Source organism: Rhizobium sp. NRK18 (genome assembly GCF_024385575.1).
In the GTDB taxonomy this organism is placed as follows: domain Bacteria; phylum Pseudomonadota; class Alphaproteobacteria; order Rhizobiales; family Rhizobiaceae; genus JANFMV01.
Genome location: NZ_JANFMV010000001.1, coordinates 2,305,967 through 2,321,888, shown reverse-complemented (window position 1 = coordinate 2,321,888; position 15,922 = coordinate 2,305,967). Strand labels below are relative to the sequence as shown.

Genomic DNA, 15,922 nt, shown 5'->3' with positions numbered 1-15,922 from the left:
CTTCGTTTCTGCTCGCGGTCGAACCTGTCAGGCGGCGCGCGAGACGCGGTGCGACGGGACGGACGAACCCGCGTCGAGCCGGAATTTTTCCAGCATCTGCTGCAGGCTGCGGCTTTCTCCGGCCAGCGTCTGGCTGGCCGCCGTCGTCTCCTCGACCATGGCGGCGTTCTGCTGCGTCATCTGGTCCATATGGTTGACGGAGGTGTTGATCTCCTGAATGCCGGTCGCCTGCTCGCGCGCCGCCGTGGCGATCGTCGCGACATGGTCGTTGACGCGGTTGACCAGCTTCTCGATTTCCAGCAGGGCATCACCGGTGGAGCGGACGAGCGCCACGCCGTTGCCGACTTCGGAGGCCGAGGCGGAAATCAGCGTCTTGATCTCCTTGGCGGCATTGGCCGAGCGCTGTGCGAGTTCACGCACTTCCTGGGCGACGACGGCAAAGCCGCGGCCGGCCTCACCGGCACGCGCCGCCTCGACGCCGGCGTTTAGCGCCAGCAGGTTGGTCTGGAAGGCGATCTCGTCGATGACGCCGATGATCTGGTTGATCTTGCTGGATGATTCCTCGATCCGGCCCATCGCCTCGACCGCGTTGCGGACGATCTCGCCGGAGCGGGCGGCACTGTTCTTGGTCTCGACAACCATCTCGTTGGCCTCGACGGCGCGCTGCGATGCGGTGCGCACGGTCGAGGTGATCTCGTCGAGTGCGGCGGCCGTTTCTTCAAGCGCCGCGGCCTGTTGCTCCGTACGGCGCGACAGGTCGTTGGCAGCCGAGCTCAGTTCGGCGGAGTTGCTGTTGATCGTCGAGGTCGCGGCACGGACGTTCTGCATGGTCGAGCGCAGCGTCGCCATGGTCGTGTTGACGTTGGTCTTGAGTTCCGCGAATGCGCCCTGGAAGTCGCCCTGCATGTCCTGCGTCAGGTCGGCCTGGGCAAGCGCTGCCATGACGCGGCGCATTTCGGCGAGACCGAGATCGACGGTGCCGATCAGTTCGTTGACGCTGGCGGCGAAGCGGTTGAGATCCTCGTCGTCATACGCCTTGGAGATGCGCTTGGAGAAATCCCCGGCGACGGCGGAGGCGACCACATGGCTGATGCTCGACTGAAGGTCGTCGCTCTGCGCCTGGATGGCGGCTTCCTGGGCCTTCATGTCGCGCAGGCCGAGTTCGTTGCGGCGGAAGATTTCCAGCGCCCGCGCCATCTCGCCGATCTCGTCCTTGCGTTCGGTGTCGGAAGCGCGGCCATCAAGGTCGCCGCGGGCAAAGCGGCTCATGATCGCGGTGAGGTCGGCAATCGGGCCGACGATGCCGCGGCGGGCGACGAGGAAGCTGATCATCAGGCCGCCGAGGATGCCGACGGCAGCGACGATGATCTGCGCCATCATCGTGACGGTCGAGGCGGAAATGGCTTTGGCGCGGGCATTGGCGAGCGTCTCGCCGGAATACTTGCTGTATTCCTTGACGGCGGAGGTGACGGTCTTCTGGCCGTCGAGCGCCTTGTCGAGCGCGGCCTTGATGGCGCCCTGGTCGCCCGGATTGGCGGCGACCGTCTTCACCATGGCGCGGATGTCGTCGAAATAGCTGGCGAGCGTCGCGCGGATCGTATCCAGCATGGCGCGCTCGTTGGCATCGGCAGTGGACTGGATCTTCGGCAGCCGCTCGAGCATTTCCTTGGCGCGACGCTCGGTCTCGTCGGCGAAGTCGGCCGCCTTCTCGGGCGCCTGCGCCAGCTGATAGGTCATGCGGCTGATCGCGACGATGTCGATGCGCAGGTCCATCGCCTCGCGGGCGACTTCCTCGCGGGCGCCGGTGTCGGCGATCGCGTGGCTGAGGGAGTTGAGGCCGGTCGCGCCGGTGGCGGCGATGATGGCCGAGCTCAATCCCATGATGGCGACGGCGATGCCGATCTTGTGGAGGATGGAAAGGTTCTTGAAATTCATGTCCGGGGCCTCGAGAGGACGTCGATACCGGCGATCATCGGCGATATCGGAAACGGTGGCCGGCAAGACATCATGTCCATGGCTGGGAAGGAATGGGGATGTTGCGGTGCAGCAACCCCTTCGCTGCCTTGTACGTGGACAATTTTAAATATCGGTAAAACCGCGCGCGGACTGGCCGCGCGTCATGTCAATCGTCGGAAAGCGCCGAATGGGTGGAGAGTGCCTTCTCGCGCGCCTTCATGTGATCGACGATCGGTTCGGGATAGGTTTCACCGATCCGCACGCCGGCCTTTTCGAGGAAGGCCGGCGGCGACTTGTCCGGCACGTTCTTGTACTTGCTCGGCAGCTTCGCGAGGATCGGTACGTAGCGGCTGATGTAATCGCCGTCCGGATCGAACTTCTCGCCCTGTGTGATCGGATTGAAGACGCGGAAGAACGGTGCGGCGTCGGCGCCCGACCCGGCAACCCACTGCCAGCTCGCGGCATTCGAGGCCGGATCGGCGTCAACCAGCGTGTCGCGGAACCATTTCTCGCCGTGCCGCCAGTCGATCAGGCAATGCTTGATCAGGAAGGAGGCGACGACCATGCGCACGCGGTTGTGCATCCAGCCGTGCTTCCAGAGCTGACGCATGCCGGCGTCGACGATGGGGTAACCGGTCTCGCCCTTCTTCCAGGCCTCGAACAGCTTCTCGTTGAACTCCCAGGGGAAGTTGTCGAACTTGCTGTTCCAGTTCTTCTCCGCCAGTTCGGGGAAGTGGAAGAGGAGGTGGTAGGAAAATTCCCGCCAGATGATCTCCTTGCGGAAGCGCAGCACCCCATCCGTGCCGTAGCGGTCCATCAGGCCGTTGGTCGAATGCCAGATGCGGGCCGGCGAAATCTCGCCCAGCGCCAGATAGGGCGACAGGCGCGACGTCGCATCGACGCCCGGGAAATCGCGCAGGCTATCATAGTCCTTCACGTGGCTGTCGAGGAAGAGCTTGAGCCGCTTGTGGGCGGCAGCCTCGCCGGGCTCCCACATTTCCGGAAAATGCTCCGCCCAGTTGGGCTTCGTCGGCAGGTATCCCCAGTCGGTGACATCTTCGGATTTCGGCCACTTCTCCGGGCTTTTGAGCGATTTCGGAGGATCGACCGGATCGCGCGGACCGTCCTCGCTATTAAAGGCCTTCCAGAACGGCGTGTAGACCTTGTAGGGCGTGCCCTGTCCGGTCAGAAGATGGGTGGGCTCGTGCAGGAGCTGGCCGGCGAAGCTTTTGACCTCGATGCCTGTCTCGGCGAGGCTCTTCTTCAGCGGCGTGTCGATGGCGATGCCCGGCGGGTCGTAGCGCCGGTTCCAGTAGACCGCGCCGGCGCCGGTCGCCTTGATAAGGCGGGGCAGGAGGTCTTCAGCGGAACCGCTCGCCAGGATCAGGCGCGAGCCGAGCTTTTCGAACGATTTCTGCAGGGTCGCCAGTGAGTGATGCAGCCACCAGGCCTGCGCGGCGCCGAGCGGCCCGGTGCCGGCTTCCTCCGGTTCGCGGATATAGACAGGGATCACCGGCCCTCCGCTTTGCGCGGCTGCCGTCAGCGCCAGATTGTCGTCAAGACGGAGATCCTTGCGGAACCAGACGAGGACGGGCTTGGCGGATGCAGTCAAGGAGAACTCCGTATCAGATCATCGCGAGGGAAGGCGGCAGGCTGGTCGCGAACCTGACCAACCTGCCGCCTACGCGGTACTTACACTCTAATACGATTCCAGGCCCGGATTGGTTCAGGAATAAATCTCATCCGATCGTCATCAGGCTGGCATTGCCGCCGGCTGCCGTCGTGTTGATCGATGTCGAGACCTCCTCCAGGAGCCAGTTGAGGCAATAGCAGTCGGCCTTGGCGGCGATCTCGCCGGCCGATGCCGCCTGCACCAGAACGAGCGGGCCGGGCAGGGTGGCGATCTTGCCGTTGACGTCCCGCACGCGCTCGCCGTCGCCTTCGATCAGCGCGCCGGCAAACGGACCGTCGGCGGCCCAGTCCTGCGAGAGCGATACCTGCGCGGCAATGCTGGCCGGTAGATCCTTCAGTGCTGCCTCCAGGCCTGCGCCGGCGTCGATAACCGCGTGGTTGCCGGTAGCAAGCGCGGCCGCCAGCTGGCGGTACAGGCCGCTTTCGGTTTCCGGAGCGAGCAGCACCCGGCCACGCGCATGCAGCTGGTAGAGATTGCGCTCGCCGACAGGGCCGGGGAGTTCGATTTCGAGACCGAGCGCCGAATTGCCGCCGAGCGTGCGGGCGGCTTCGGCATCGGCCGTGCGGCCTTTCTCGTCAAGCCAGTTGACGAGGTCGAGAAGCGCCGGCGCCTGGTGGACGGAGCTCAGCATCGGCGGCAGCGGAGCGGTATCGACCAGACGGCCGAGATAGAGCGGTCCGCCGGCCTTGGGCCCGGTGCCGGAGAGGCCGCGCCCGCCGAACGGCTGAACGCCGACGACGGCGCCGATGATGTTGCGATTGACGTAGATATTGCCGACCTTCAAGCGGCTCGTGACATGCGCGATGGTTTCGTCCAGCCGGGTGTGCAGGCCGAAGGTGAGGCCGTAGCCGGTGGCGTTGATTGCATCGATCAGCCGGTCGAGGCCGCGACGCTGGTAGCGCACGACATGGAGGACGGGGCCGAAGACCTCGCGCTCGAGGTCGGAGAGCTTGCCGATCTCGATGATCGTCGGCGGTACGAAGGTGCCGTTGGCGGTCGTTTCCGCCAAGCCGATCTGCTCGACCTTGCAGCCGAGCGCGCGCATGCGTTCGATGTGCTTCTCGATGATACCCTTCGCTTCCGCGGTGATGACCGGGCCGATGTCGACGCTGAGCCTGTCCGTGCGACCGATCGACAGCTCGTGCAGGGCGCCCTTCAGCATGGCGAGGATACGGTCGGCGACGTCTTCCTGCAGGCAGAGGACGCGCAGCGCCGAGCAGCGCTGGCCGGCGCTGTCGAAGGCCGAGGCGATGACGTCGGCGACCACCTGTTCGGCAAGTGCGGATGAATCGACGATCATGGCGTTCTGACCGCCGGTTTCGGCAATCAGCGGGATCGGCTTGCCGGCAGCCGAAAGCCGGCCGGCAAGCTGCGATTGGATGAGGCGGGCGACTTCGGTCGAGCCGGTGAACATGACGCCGGCCACTTCCGGGCTGCCGACGAGTGCGGCACCGACGCGCCCGTCGCCGGGCACGAACTGCAGGGCTGAGGCCGAAACGCCGGCCTGATGCAGGATTCTGACACCCTCGGCGGCGATCAGCGGCGTCTCTTCCGCGGGCTTGGCCAGCACCGGGTTGCCGGCGACGAGGGCCGCCGCCACCTGTCCGGTGAAGATCGCCAGCGGGAAGTTCCACGGGCTGATGCAGACGATGGGACCGAGCGCCTTGTGCGCCGGGCCGAAGGTGGCGCGGGCCTGCTCGCCGTAATAGCGCAGGAAATCGATCGCCTCGCGCACTTCGGCAATGGCGTTCGGCAGCGATTTGCCGGCCTCGCGGGCGATCAGCCCGAGCAGCACCGGCATGCGCGCCTGCATGATGTCGGCGGCGCGTTCCAGGCAGGCGGCGCGTTCGGCCGGCGGCGTTTCCGCCCAGGAGGCGGCGGAGCCTGCGGCAAGCGCGACGGCGCGGCGGGCGTCATCCTCTGAGGTTTCCTTGACCGAGCCGACAACGTCCGCGTGGTCGCCGGGATTGAGCACGGGACGCGTTTCGCCATCAGCCTTGCCGTCGGCAAGCTGAGGGGCGGACTGCCACTGCGTGGCAGCGCTTTCCTTCAGTGAGTCGGTGAGATCGGCGAGCACCTGCTCGTTGGAAAGATCCAGGCCTGCCGAATTCGGCCGGCCGGCGCCGAAGATGTCTTCGGGCAGGGCGATCTGGTCGTGCTGCGCGCCGGGGCTCGCCATCGCGCGGACGACCTCGACCGGGTCGGCGATGAGTTCGTCGATCGAGACGGTGGGATCGGCGATGCGGTTGACGAAGGAGGAGTTGGCGCCGTTTTCCAGAAGTCGGCGGACCAGATAGGCGAGCAGCGTTTCATGCGTGCCGACCGGCGCATAGATGCGGGCCGGACGGTTGAGCTTGCCGCGGCCGACGACCTCGTCATAGAGCGGTTCGCCCATGCCGTGCAGGCACTGGAACTCGTACTTGCCGGAATGAAAGTCCTTGCCGGCCATGTGATAGATCGTGGCGAGCGTCTGGGCATTGTGGGTGGCGAACTGCGGGAAGACCGCGTCGCCGGCGGCGAGCAGCTTCTTCGCGCAGGCGATATAGGAGACATCGGTGTGGACCTTGCGGGTGAACACCGGAAAGCCGTCGAGGCCGTCGACCTGCGCGCGCTTGATCTCGGCATCCCAATAGGCGCCCTTGACGAGACGAACCATGATGCGCCGCTCGGCGCGACGGGCGAGATCGATGATGAAATCCAGAACGAAGGGGCAGCGCTTGCCATAGGCCTGGACGACGAAGCCCATGCCGTTCCAGCCCGCAAGATCGGGGTCGAGGCAGAGGCATTCGAGGAGGTCGAGCGACAGTTCGAGACGGTCGGCTTCCTCGGCGTCGATGTTGAGGCCGATGTCGTAGTCCTTGGCGATCAGGGCGAGCGCCTTCACCTTCGGCAAGAGCTCGCCCATCACGCGTGCGGCCTGGGCGCGGGAGTAGCGGGGATGCAGCGCGGAAAGCTTGATGGAGATGCCGGGGCCTTCATAGATGCCGCGGCCGTCGGAGGCCTTGCCGATCGCATGGATGGCGGTCTCGTAGTCGCGGTAGTAGCGCTCGGCGTCTGCCGCCGTCGTCGCCGCTTCGCCGAGCATGTCGTAGGAATAGCGGAAGCCGCGCTTTTCCAGCACGCGGGCGCGTTTCAGCGCCTCGTCGATCGTTTCGCCGGTGACGAACTGCTCGCCCATCATGCGCATCGCCATGTCGACACCGCGGCGGATGACCGGCTCACCGGCGCGGGCAACGAGGCGGGTAAGCGCCGCTGACAGCGAGCGGTCGTTGACGGTCGCCGTCAGCCGGCCGGTGATCGCCAGTCCCCAGGTGGCGGCATTGACGAACAGCGACCGGTCGCCGCCGACATGCGAGCGCCAGTCGCCATCGGAAATCTTGTCGCGGATCAGCGCGTCGCGGGTCGCCGTATCCGGAATGCGCAGGAGCGCTTCGGCAAGGCACATCAGGGCAACGCCTTCCTCGCTGGAGAGGGAGTATTCATGCACGAGGCCTTCGACGCCGGAATCGCGATGCTTGCCGCGAAGTGCGGTAATCAGCTGCCGGGCGGTGATCGCGATCACCTCGCTGCGTGGGCCTGTCTGCGTCGCCTGTTCGAGCAGCGGTACGAGGCATTCGGCCTCGTCGCGGCGATAGGCGGCGGTGATCGCCCGGCGCAGCTCGCTCTGCTCGGCGACCGGCGGCGCAAACTGCTGGAAGGCGTTGGAAATCGGGGTCTCGGGGGCAACAATCGACTGCGGCTGAGGCATGCTTCACACTCCATGGCAAAGGCTGTGAGGATGATAGCAAAACGACCTTGGGAAATCTGACTTGATTTCAGAGCTTCATGATGAGATTTTCCTATTTAATGAAGCTAAAATAGAGAAAGTGAATTGCCGTGGCGACTGAGCAAAGGGAATTCGACGCGTTCGATCGAAAAATCCTCGATATTATCGGCGATGACGGCCGCATCTCCGTGACGGATCTTGCCAAACGCGTCGGCCTGTCGAAGACGCCGTGCCAGGTGCGGCTGAAACGGCTGATCGACGACGGCTACATTCTCGGCTTCAAGGCGGTGCTCGATCCGGTCAAACTCGGCCTCGACCATGTCGCCTTCACGGAAGTCAAACTTTCCGACACCCGCGAGGCGGCGCTGAAGGAATTCAACACCGCCGTGCGCAAGATCAAGGAGGTCGAGGAGTGCCACATGATCGCCGGCTCCTTCGACTATCTCCTGAAGGTCCGCACCGCCGACATCCGCAAGTATCGCCACGTGCTCGGCGAGAAGATTTCCGCTTTGCCGCATGTGGCAAGCTCCTCCACCTTTGTCGCCATGCAGACGGTGAAGGAGAGGGGGATCTAGGCTTCCAGGGAAAGCGATGCGTCGCCGGCGATTTCGGCGGTGATCCACTCGCGAAACGCCTTCATGGCGGGTGATTCCGGCCGCGATTTCAGCCGCGTCATCCAGTAACCGCCCATATCGACCTCGGTGGTGAACGGTTTGACGATGCGGCCGGCGGCAAAATCATGCCCGAACATGGAGACCGGCACGAGCGCCACGCCGACGCCGCGGGCAGCGGCTTCCACCAGCGCCAGCGACGAATCGAACATCCAGCCGCGCAGGCTCGGCGGCGCCATGCCGGCGGCGCGAAACCATTTCGGCCATTCGTCGACCCGGTAGGAGCGCAAGAGCTCCATGCCGGCGAGTCCCTCGACGGAATTCAGCGCCGGCAGGAGTTCGGGCGCGCAGACCGGGGACAGCGGCGCATCCATCAGGTGAACGGCCTCCGTGCCATGCCAGGCGCCGTCGCCGAAGCGGATCAGGAAGTCGAGACCGTCGCCGAGAATGTCCGAGCGGTTGTTGTTGGTCTTGATGCGCAGGTCGATATGCGGCTGTTGGCGCTTGAAGTCGGCAAGCCGGGGCAAGAGCCAGCCGATGGCGAAGGTGCCGACGACGCCGACGGTCAGGATTTCGTGAAAATTGCCCTCCTCGAACTGGCTGAGCGTGGCGCTCATCCGCTGGAAGGCGTCGGTCAGCACCGGCAGCAGGGCGTGTCCCTCGTCGGTCAGCGCCAGTCCGCGCGGCAGCCGCTTGAACAGGCTGACGCCGAGGACGGCCTCCAGCGTCTTGACCTGATGACTGATCGCCGTCTGGGTGACGCGCAGTTCCAGCCCGGCCCGGGTGAAACTGCAAAGCCGGGCGGAGGCCTCGAAGGCGCGCAGCGAGTTGAGCGGCAGTTGCGAGACGTCCATCATTCAAGCCCAAGATTTTCTCATGTCTCTCCCTATAAATCGTCGTTTGTACGAGGGCAACGCTCGCCCTAGGGTCCCAACGCAGCCCACCTGAACGGCCAGCGCCATGGGCAGGGCATTTGCATCGTACACTCCAAGACAGGACGAATTTTCATGACGACATCATTGTCCCGCCGTCAGGCGCTTGCCGCATCCCTGCTTGTCGCCCCGGCATTGACCGCCTTTTCCGGGCCGGCCTTTGCCGCCGGGGACGTTGGCAATCCCGAATCCCGGCTCGCTGAGTTGGAGAAGCGCCATGCCGGGCGCATCTGCGTCAGGATCGTCAATCTCGGAACGGGCAAGACCGTGTCGCACCGGGCGGACGAGCGCATATTGATGTGCAGCACCTTCAAGGCGATCCTTGCGGCGCAGGTGCTGAAGGCGGTGGATGAGAAGGCGGATGCGCTCGACGCCCGCATCCGATTCACGAAGAAGGATGTGAGCACGGCCTGGTCGCCGGTGACGGAAAAGCGTGTCGGCGGCGCCGGCATGACGGTCGCTGAACTTTGCGAGGCGGCGGTCTGCTGGAGCGACAACACCGCAGCCAACCTGCTCTTGAAGCGGTTCGGCGGTCCGAAGGCGGTGACAGAATTATTCCGTTCGATCGGCGACGACGTCTCGCGACTCGACCGCATCGAGCCGGGGCTCAACTATCACGAGGGCCCGGACGACCAGCGCGACACGACAACGGCGGCGGCAATGGCCGAAGACCTGCGGAAACTTCTGTTCACGGATGTGCTGTCGTCCTCCTCACGCGCGCAGTTTGCTGCCTGGCTGATCGCCAACAAGACCGGTGATGCGCGCCTCCGGGCCGGCCTGCCGGCGAGTTGGCTGGTCGGCGACAAGACCGGGACCAACACCAACAAGTACGGCAACGCCAACGACGTCGCCGTGGCGTGGCCGAGCGACCGCCCGCCGGTGATCGTGACGGCCTATTGCGAAATACCGAAAATCGAATCGGAGGAGCGCGATGCGGTCATCGCGGAGATCGGCCGCATCGCCTCGGAGGTCTGAGGCTGCGCGCCGCCATGATGTCTGTGCGTGGCGGCGTTGCCCGGACGGGTCAGCGGGAATTGCCCTTGCGCTTCTTGCGGCCCCACCAGACTTCGGTGCGCCGCCGCCAGCGCCGGACCGGCGGCAGGTCCTGCGAAAGCACCAGGAGACCGAGCGGGATCATCCAGAAGCCCAGCACCGGCAGGAAGCCGAGGCAACCGCCGAGGATCAGCAGGCAGCCGAGCGTGATGCGCGGCCATTTGGAGCGGGGCAGGCGGACGCTGCGGCCCATCACCACGAACGCACCGTTTTTATGATCCATGCTGAACATTGTATTGCGATTACCCGTTTGGTCATGAAAACGCGCCGTTTGCAGCGCTTCGTTTGTCCACAGGACATGACGACGGCGGCAAATTTAGGCAAGGGGTTCGAACTTTTTTGAAAAAACCGCTTGGCAAATCGGCAAAGCGTTTGTATTAGGCCACCCACACCGCCGCGAGGCGATGTTCCCTGGTAGCTCAGCGGTAGAGCATTCGACTGTTAATCGACAGGTCGCCGGTTCGAATCCGGCCCGGGGAGCCAGTTTCAAAAAAAACGCCGGCGCGGATTTCCGCTGCCGGCGTTCTTCGTTTCGGGGCCATGCTGGTGGGCCCCGCGGTTAACCGCCGAGCTTTTGTGCGAGGGTGGCGTCGAGCAGCGCCTTCTGTTCTTCCGTCAGCGGCCGGCCATTGTTTGCACTCAGGAGTGCGTCACCGGCCTGGACCTCGGCGTCGGCCGCCGCCTGGTCCGCGTCCTTTGCCGCCTGCAGGTCGGCTGCCGACTGTTCCAGGTCGATAATATCCTGTTCCGTTGCGCCGGAGTCGGCCAGCGCCTGCTGATACGCCGTGTATGCGGTGTTGGAGTTGAGGTCGGTGTAAGCCGTATTCAGCGCGTCGAACTGCTCCTGTGTCAGGCTGGCTGCCGTCAGAGCGTCCTGGTAGGCCTGCTCGGCGGTCGGATCCACCGTCGGATCGGATGCCTGGGCCGCTTCATAGGCGTCGCGCAGCGACTGGAAGTCGGCTTCCGTCAGGCTCGTGCCGGCGAGGGTGGAGTTGTAGGTGTCGAGGAGCGTCTTGGCATCCGGGTCGGCGATATAGGCGTCGTAGGCTGCGACGGTGGTTTCACCGACCTTGCCCAGCAGCGCGTCATAGGCTTCCTGCAGTGCCGCCGCATCCGTCTGGTCCGCCAGCTCCTGCAGCGAGGCATAGGTACCGTTCAGTTCGAAATAGCTCTTCAGCTTGCCGAGGCGTGAATCGGGAGACGCATGCGCGAATGCCGTCGCCGAAGCGTGTGCCGCGGCGATTGCTCCGGTGAGCTTCACCTTGGCGGTCTTGGCGCCCTTCTGCTTCGACTTGCCGGTTTCGGTTCCGGTTGAAACGAGCGTGGTATTGGCCTTCTTGCCCTTGGTTTCCGACTTCTTGCTGCTCGAGAAGGCGGAGGAGAACAGCGACTGGAAGGTGGCGTGCGACTTGCCGCTGGAGGAACCGTTCGCGGTGCTCTTGCTCGACGCGTTGGCCGACTTGCTGCTGGAGCCGCCGCCATTGCCACCGGAATTGCCACCGCTATTGCCGCCACCATTGCCACCGGAGTTTCCGCCGCCACCGGAATTGCCACCGCCATTGCCGGACGAATGATCGCTTTTGGCCCATGCACTCTTGATGATCGAGGCCTGGCCGTCGAGGACGGACAAGGGCAGGGCGGCGACAAACAGGACCGCAACGGTGGAACAGAACAACTTCTGGACACGGTTCTTCATGGATTTCCCTCTCACATTGCATTTACCCCTGAATTTTAAGGGGTTTATGGAGATGGAGCCGTTGAACCCCTGAAGAATTGGTTAATCCCAGTGGCGGGTGTCCCAAACGGTTAACGATGAGATGCCGATGAATTGTGGATGTGTGCCGATTGGAGACAGTTTTCCCAAACCGGTACGGCGCCCTGAAACGGGCACGAGACCGACCGAAGGCGACTAAATACTGATACACAAAGAGGATATGGAAGAGTTGGAGGCCTCGCCCGGAATCGAACCGGGGTGCAAGGATTTGCAGTCCTCTGCGTAACCACTCCGCCACGAGGCCGTCCGTATCTCTCAAAGGTGCGAGAGCGGGTGGTGACGGGGCGTTTAGAACGGATCAAAGGAGAGCGCAAGAGGGTAGGGACGGAAAATCTTTGAGCCCCCGCAGGAAACGCCGTGACACACCGCCGCCGGGCAAAAACGGAGGAAACCGTCGCAAACTCTTGCCAGCCGCTGCAGGCGGAACTAAGAGACATTGAGCAAACCGGAACCGTTTATCACAGGCATACGAGATATGATGGACTTTGAAGCAGCCCGCGTCAAAATGGTCGACAACCAGATCAGGACCACCGACGTGACGTCGCATTCGGTGCTGAACGCCTTCCTGTCCGTGCCGCGCGAGGAATTCGTGCCGGCCGGAGCGCGCGCGCTTGCCTATGTCGATACCGACGTCGAGGTCGCACCCGGACGATTCGTGATGGAGCCGTCGCCGCTCGCCAAGCTTCTGCAGCTGGCAGCGATCACCCGCAACGACGTCGTCCTCGAGATCGGCTGCGGCACCGGCTATACGGCCGGCCTGCTGTCGCTGCTGGCAAGCTCCGTCGTGTCGCTGGAAGTCGACGAGACGCTGGCGGCAACCGCCACGGAAACGCTGTCGCGGCTCGGCTATGACAATGTCGCCGTCGTCACCGGCCCGTTGGAAAAGGGTTACGCGCCGGAAGCGCCCTATGACCTGATCTTCGTCGGCGGTGCGGTCGACCACGTTCCGGCCGACATTCTTGCGCAGCTGCGTGAAGGCGGCCGCCTCGTTGCCGTGATCGGTCACGGCAATGCCTCGCGCGCCAAGCTGTTCGTAAAGGAAGGTGGCGCTGTCGCCGAGAATTCCCATTTCAATACGGCGGTGAAGCCGCTGCCCGGCTTCGCCAAGGTTGCCGAGTTCGTTTTCTGACAAGGGGTCGCCCGCAGGCGACACTCCGATACCTGAGAGATCGAGGCGGGCCCTGTGTCCGCCTCTTTGTTTTTAATCAAAGTCGTTCGAAACTGTTGCACTGCGGCAACGCCCGCCAAGGTCCGGCGTTAACGCTCTGATAAGGTGTTGATCGTTTGACTAAAAACAATCATGTTCCGCGGACCGTGCCGGCATTATCCGCGGGCCTGGAGATTGTTGTTGTGTGCCGTACGCGCGGTGTTGTTGAAATTTGCATGCATTTCTGCAGTGTAGCATCCGGGACTGGCCGAGCCGGAACGGGCACACCGTTTTCAGGCGATGCGGCCAAAATAAATTTAGGAGTGGGTTGATCGTGTCTTTTTATCGGAAAGCGGTTGTAGCCGCCGCTGTTGCGCCATTGTTGATGCTTCAGCCCGTCCAGGCGAGCGCCGAGACCATTTTTGGCGCCATGGCGAAGGCCTATGAAAACAATCCCGATCTCAACGCCGCCCGTGCCGGGCTGCGGGCGACCGACGAAGGCGTGACGATCGCCAAGGCCGGTTATCGTCCGCAGGTGTCGGCAACCGCGTCGGCGAGTGCGATCGACGTTTACGGCATGAATGGCGGTGCCACCGAAAACAGCTATCATCAGGCGAATGCCGGCTTCACCATCACGCAGACCATTTTCGACGGCTTCCAGACGCTCAACAATGTGCGTTCAGCCGAGGCAGGCGTCGTCGCCAGCCGCGAAAGCCTGAAGGCCAATGAGATCTCCATTCTGCTGTCGGCAGCCCAGGCATATGCGGATATCGCCCGCGACATGCAGATCGTCTCGATCCGCCAGCAGAACCTGAAGTTCCTGCGCGAGCAGTTGAACTCGGCCAATGCCCGTCTTCAGGTCGGTGAAGGTACCCGCACCGACGTCAGCCAGGCCGAGGCACAGCTCGCGTCCGCCGACGCCCTGTTGGCCGCCGCACAGGCGCAGCTGGCCATCAGCCAGGCGACCTATGTGCAGATCGTCGGCGACACTCCGTCTGGCATCAAGCAGCCGTCGCCGGCGCGAAAGGCCATGCCCGCCAGCGTCGATCAGGCCGTCGCGATCGGGGTCGTGGAGCACCCGTCGGTCAAGGCCGCCTTCGCCCAGGTTGACCAGGCCGACTACAACACCAAGGCAGCAGAAGGTTCGCTTCTGCCGGGCGTGACTTTGCAGGGTGGCGTAACACGGCACGTGACTTCTAGCTCTTCTCCGAGCGATATAAATAACACCTCTGCGAGCATAACGGCACAGTTGACCATCCCGATCTATCAGGGTGGCGCCGAATACGGCAGGGTTCGCCAGGCCAAGGAGCTTGCTGGCCAGCGCCGCATCATGGTCGACTCGGTCCGTGCCAGCATCCGCCAGCAGATCGTCTCTGCCTACGCTCAGCTTCGTGCCGCGACGGCCTCGATCTCCGCCAACGGCAAGTCGGTCAATGCTGCGCAGTTGGCACTGAAGGGTGTGATCGAGGAACGCAATGTCGGTCAGAAGACGACGCTCGACGTTCTGAACTCCCAGCAGACGGTTCTGAACGCCAAGGAAAATCTCGTGGTCGCACAGCATGACGCCGTCGTGGCAAGTTATGCCGTCATCGCTGCGACCGGTCGCCTGACGGTGTCGAGCCAGGGACTTCAGGTCGCCGAGTATCGTTCGGAAGACCACTATGAGGCGGTCAAGGACAAGTGGTTCGGCCTCCGGACGGTTGACACGAAGTAGTCTTTCCGTTGCATTATTGACTGTGACAGCGGGGCCGGGGGATCACATCAACCTCCGGCCTCCGACGTTTACCATGCCGGCGAACAAAGCTGTGCATCAGTCCGGATAATTGATTCGCAGTGATTTTTTTCCCCTTTTGAGTATCCTAAGGTGACCATGATTCGGACTTTGTTTCGCTGGTCCGATCGTTTGTTCGGGAAAACGGGGATGAGTATGGCCCAGCCAAATGTAGCGCGTGAACCGTCGATGGAAGAGATCCTGGCTTCGATCCGCAAGATCATCGAGAACAATGATCCGGAGAGTGACGGCCAGCAGAACTCCCTGCAGACGCCGTCGCTGCACACGTCTTCCTCCGAGATGCCGGACGACGGCGGCGATCCCTTCGCGGCCTTCTCGATGGAGCCGGAGGCGCCCCCGGCGTCCCGTCCGGCCGCAGAGATCGTACCGGCGCCGGTTGCTGTCGAGCGGTCTCCGTCGAGCTACACGCCGTCCATGTCCGCTGCCAACCAGGGTGCACCGGCGCGCATGGCGCCGCAGCCGGTTCGCGAGGTGCGGGAAGCCGCACCGCAGCAACAGGCAGATCCGTCAAGAAACCTGTCTCTGGCCGATGTCGCCGCACGCGTTCGTGCAGCCTCCGAACGCAATGCGGAAATGATGCGGTCGCGGGCGCCCGAACCGGCAGCACCCGAACCCGTGGCGATGCGCGAGCCGACGCCAGTGGCGGAAAAGCCTTCGGAAACCCCGGTTGTCCGGCCGGCAGCGGTAACCGCGGCATCCGAGCCCAAGCGGGTGCTTGCCACCCCGGCACTGGCTGCCGTCGAGACGCCGAAGGCCAACCCGGCCCCCGCGATTGCCACTATGGCCGTCGGCGAGCCGGTCGATGCAAAGCCGGCGCCCGCCGTCGTTGCTGCGCCGGAGACGAAGCCGGCGCCTGCAATGCCCGCAGCCGTGGCCCAGTCGACGGCACCGAACCGGGGCGGGCTGATTTCGGCCGTGGCCGGCCAGCAGGTCGCCCGTTCGTTCGAGGATCTCGCCCAGGCGGTTGACGGCGCGCAGAAGCGCTCTCTCGACGAGATCGCCGAAGAAATGCTGCGCCCGATGCTGCAGGACTGGCTGGACAACAACCTGCCGACCCTTGTCGAGCGTCTCGTGCGGGAGGAAATCGAAAGGGTGGCGCGGGGTCCGCGCCGCTGATCGGCGGTCCTTCGTCACACCTCATGAAGCCGCCGCATTTCCGGCGGCTTTTTTGTTGACTTCATTCAGACCATCCGGTTTA

11 protein-coding genes and 2 tRNA genes are annotated in these 15,922 nt (G+C 63.9%); 6 read left to right on the top strand and 7 right to left on the bottom strand.

The window, feature by feature from the left end:
- Positions 1–27: 27 nt before the first annotated feature.
- The 3 genes from NN662_RS10820 to putA all read right to left on the bottom strand — a co-directional run bounded on the left by NN662_RS10820 (position 28) and on the right by putA (position 7,397).
- Complete coding sequence (locus NN662_RS10820; RefSeq protein WP_261930272.1) at positions 28–1,935, bottom strand: methyl-accepting chemotaxis protein; 1,908 nt, start codon at positions 1,933–1,935, stop codon at positions 28–30.
- Between the two features lie 187 nt (positions 1,936–2,122).
- Entirely contained in the window at positions 2,123–3,568 is a 1,446-nt protein-coding gene (locus NN662_RS10815) for a cryptochrome/photolyase family protein (RefSeq protein WP_261930271.1), read from the bottom strand.
- A gap of 127 nt (positions 3,569–3,695) precedes the next feature.
- Entirely contained in the window at positions 3,696–7,397 is a 3,702-nt protein-coding gene (gene putA / locus NN662_RS10810; protein WP_261930270.1) for a trifunctional transcriptional regulator/proline dehydrogenase/L-glutamate gamma-semialdehyde dehydrogenase, read from the bottom strand.
- 128 nt (positions 7,398–7,525) lie between these two features.
- Here putA and NN662_RS10805 point away from each other — a divergent pair, with 128 nt between their 5' ends.
- Positions 7,526–7,990, top strand: coding sequence for an Lrp/AsnC family transcriptional regulator (locus NN662_RS10805; protein WP_410010924.1), 465 nt, complete (start codon positions 7,526–7,528; stop codon positions 7,988–7,990).
- Here NN662_RS10805 and NN662_RS10800 read toward each other — a convergent pair.
- Positions 7,987–8,880 carry a LysR family transcriptional regulator gene (locus NN662_RS10800; RefSeq protein ID WP_261931937.1) on the bottom strand — a complete coding sequence of 298 codons (894 nt, stop codon included), beginning with the start codon at positions 8,878–8,880 and terminating at the stop codon, positions 7,987–7,989. The two genes, NN662_RS10805 and NN662_RS10800, sit on opposite strands and share 4 nt — an antisense overlap.
- 153 nt (positions 8,881–9,033) lie before the next feature.
- Between NN662_RS10800 and bla the strand changes: the two genes are divergently transcribed.
- Complete coding sequence (gene bla / locus NN662_RS10795) at positions 9,034–9,933, top strand: class A beta-lactamase (protein WP_261930269.1); 900 nt, start codon at positions 9,034–9,036, stop codon at positions 9,931–9,933.
- Between the two features lie 49 nt (positions 9,934–9,982).
- On the opposite strand, the gene NN662_RS10790 is transcribed toward bla, so the two are convergent.
- The gene (locus NN662_RS10790) at positions 9,983–10,234 is read right to left on the bottom strand and encodes a hypothetical protein (protein WP_315972592.1); all 252 of its coding nucleotides are present in this window, start codon (positions 10,232–10,234) and stop codon (positions 9,983–9,985) included.
- Between the two features lie 185 nt (positions 10,235–10,419).
- Between NN662_RS10790 and NN662_RS10785 the strand changes: the two genes are divergently transcribed.
- A tRNA-Asn gene (locus NN662_RS10785) sits at positions 10,420–10,494 on the top strand.
- A gap of 76 nt (positions 10,495–10,570) precedes the next feature.
- On the opposite strand, the gene NN662_RS10780 is transcribed toward NN662_RS10785, so the two are convergent.
- Together NN662_RS10780 and NN662_RS10775 are read right to left on the bottom strand one after the other, a co-directional pair.
- Positions 10,571–11,707 carry a hypothetical protein gene (locus NN662_RS10780; RefSeq protein ID WP_261930267.1) on the bottom strand — a complete coding sequence of 379 codons (1,137 nt, stop codon included), beginning with the start codon at positions 11,705–11,707 and terminating at the stop codon, positions 10,571–10,573.
- Positions 11,708–11,955: 248 nt separating this feature from the next.
- Positions 11,956–12,029: transfer RNA gene (locus NN662_RS10775), tRNA-Cys, on the bottom strand.
- A gap of 234 nt (positions 12,030–12,263) precedes the next feature.
- Between NN662_RS10775 and NN662_RS10770 the strand changes: the two genes are divergently transcribed.
- From NN662_RS10770 to NN662_RS10760, 3 genes are all read left to right on the top strand, one after another.
- On the top strand, positions 12,264–12,914 hold the full coding sequence (locus tag NN662_RS10770; RefSeq protein WP_261931936.1) for a protein-L-isoaspartate O-methyltransferase family protein: 651 nt from the start codon (positions 12,264–12,266) through the stop codon (positions 12,912–12,914).
- A gap of 403 nt (positions 12,915–13,317) precedes the next feature.
- A complete protein-coding gene (locus tag NN662_RS10765; RefSeq protein WP_315972591.1) occupies positions 13,318–14,646 on the top strand; it encodes a TolC family outer membrane protein in 1,329 nt (442 codons plus the stop codon).
- A 213-nt stretch (positions 14,647–14,859) separates the two neighbouring features.
- Positions 14,860–15,840, top strand: coding sequence for a DUF2497 domain-containing protein (locus NN662_RS10760; protein ID WP_261930266.1), 981 nt, complete (start codon positions 14,860–14,862; stop codon positions 15,838–15,840).
- Positions 15,841–15,922 lie beyond the last annotated feature (82 nt).

Excerpts from the sequence above, each read along its gene's own strand:
- NN662_RS10820 (WP_261930272.1), bottom strand. The coding sequence starts at position 1,935 with ATGAATTTCAAGAACCTTTCCATCCTCCACAAGATCGGCATCGCCGTC.
- putA (WP_261930270.1), bottom strand. The coding sequence starts at position 7,397 with ATGCCTCAGCCGCAGTCGATTGTTGCCCCCGAGACCCCGATTTCCAAC.
- NN662_RS10800 (WP_261931937.1), bottom strand. The coding sequence starts at position 8,880 with ATGGACGTCTCGCAACTGCCGCTCAACTCGCTGCGCGCCTTCGAGGCC.
- bla (WP_261930269.1), top strand. The coding sequence starts at position 9,034 with ATGACGACATCATTGTCCCGCCGTCAGGCGCTTGCCGCATCCCTGCTT.
- NN662_RS10790 (WP_315972592.1), bottom strand. The coding sequence starts at position 10,234 with ATGGATCATAAAAACGGTGCGTTCGTGGTGATGGGCCGCAGCGTCCGC.
- NN662_RS10780 (WP_261930267.1), bottom strand. The coding sequence starts at position 11,707 with ATGAAGAACCGTGTCCAGAAGTTGTTCTGTTCCACCGTTGCGGTCCTG.
- NN662_RS10770 (WP_261931936.1), top strand. The coding sequence starts at position 12,264 with ATGGACTTTGAAGCAGCCCGCGTCAAAATGGTCGACAACCAGATCAGG.
- NN662_RS10765 (WP_315972591.1), top strand. The coding sequence starts at position 13,318 with ATGCTTCAGCCCGTCCAGGCGAGCGCCGAGACCATTTTTGGCGCCATG.
- NN662_RS10760 (WP_261930266.1), top strand. The coding sequence starts at position 14,860 with ATGGCCCAGCCAAATGTAGCGCGTGAACCGTCGATGGAAGAGATCCTG.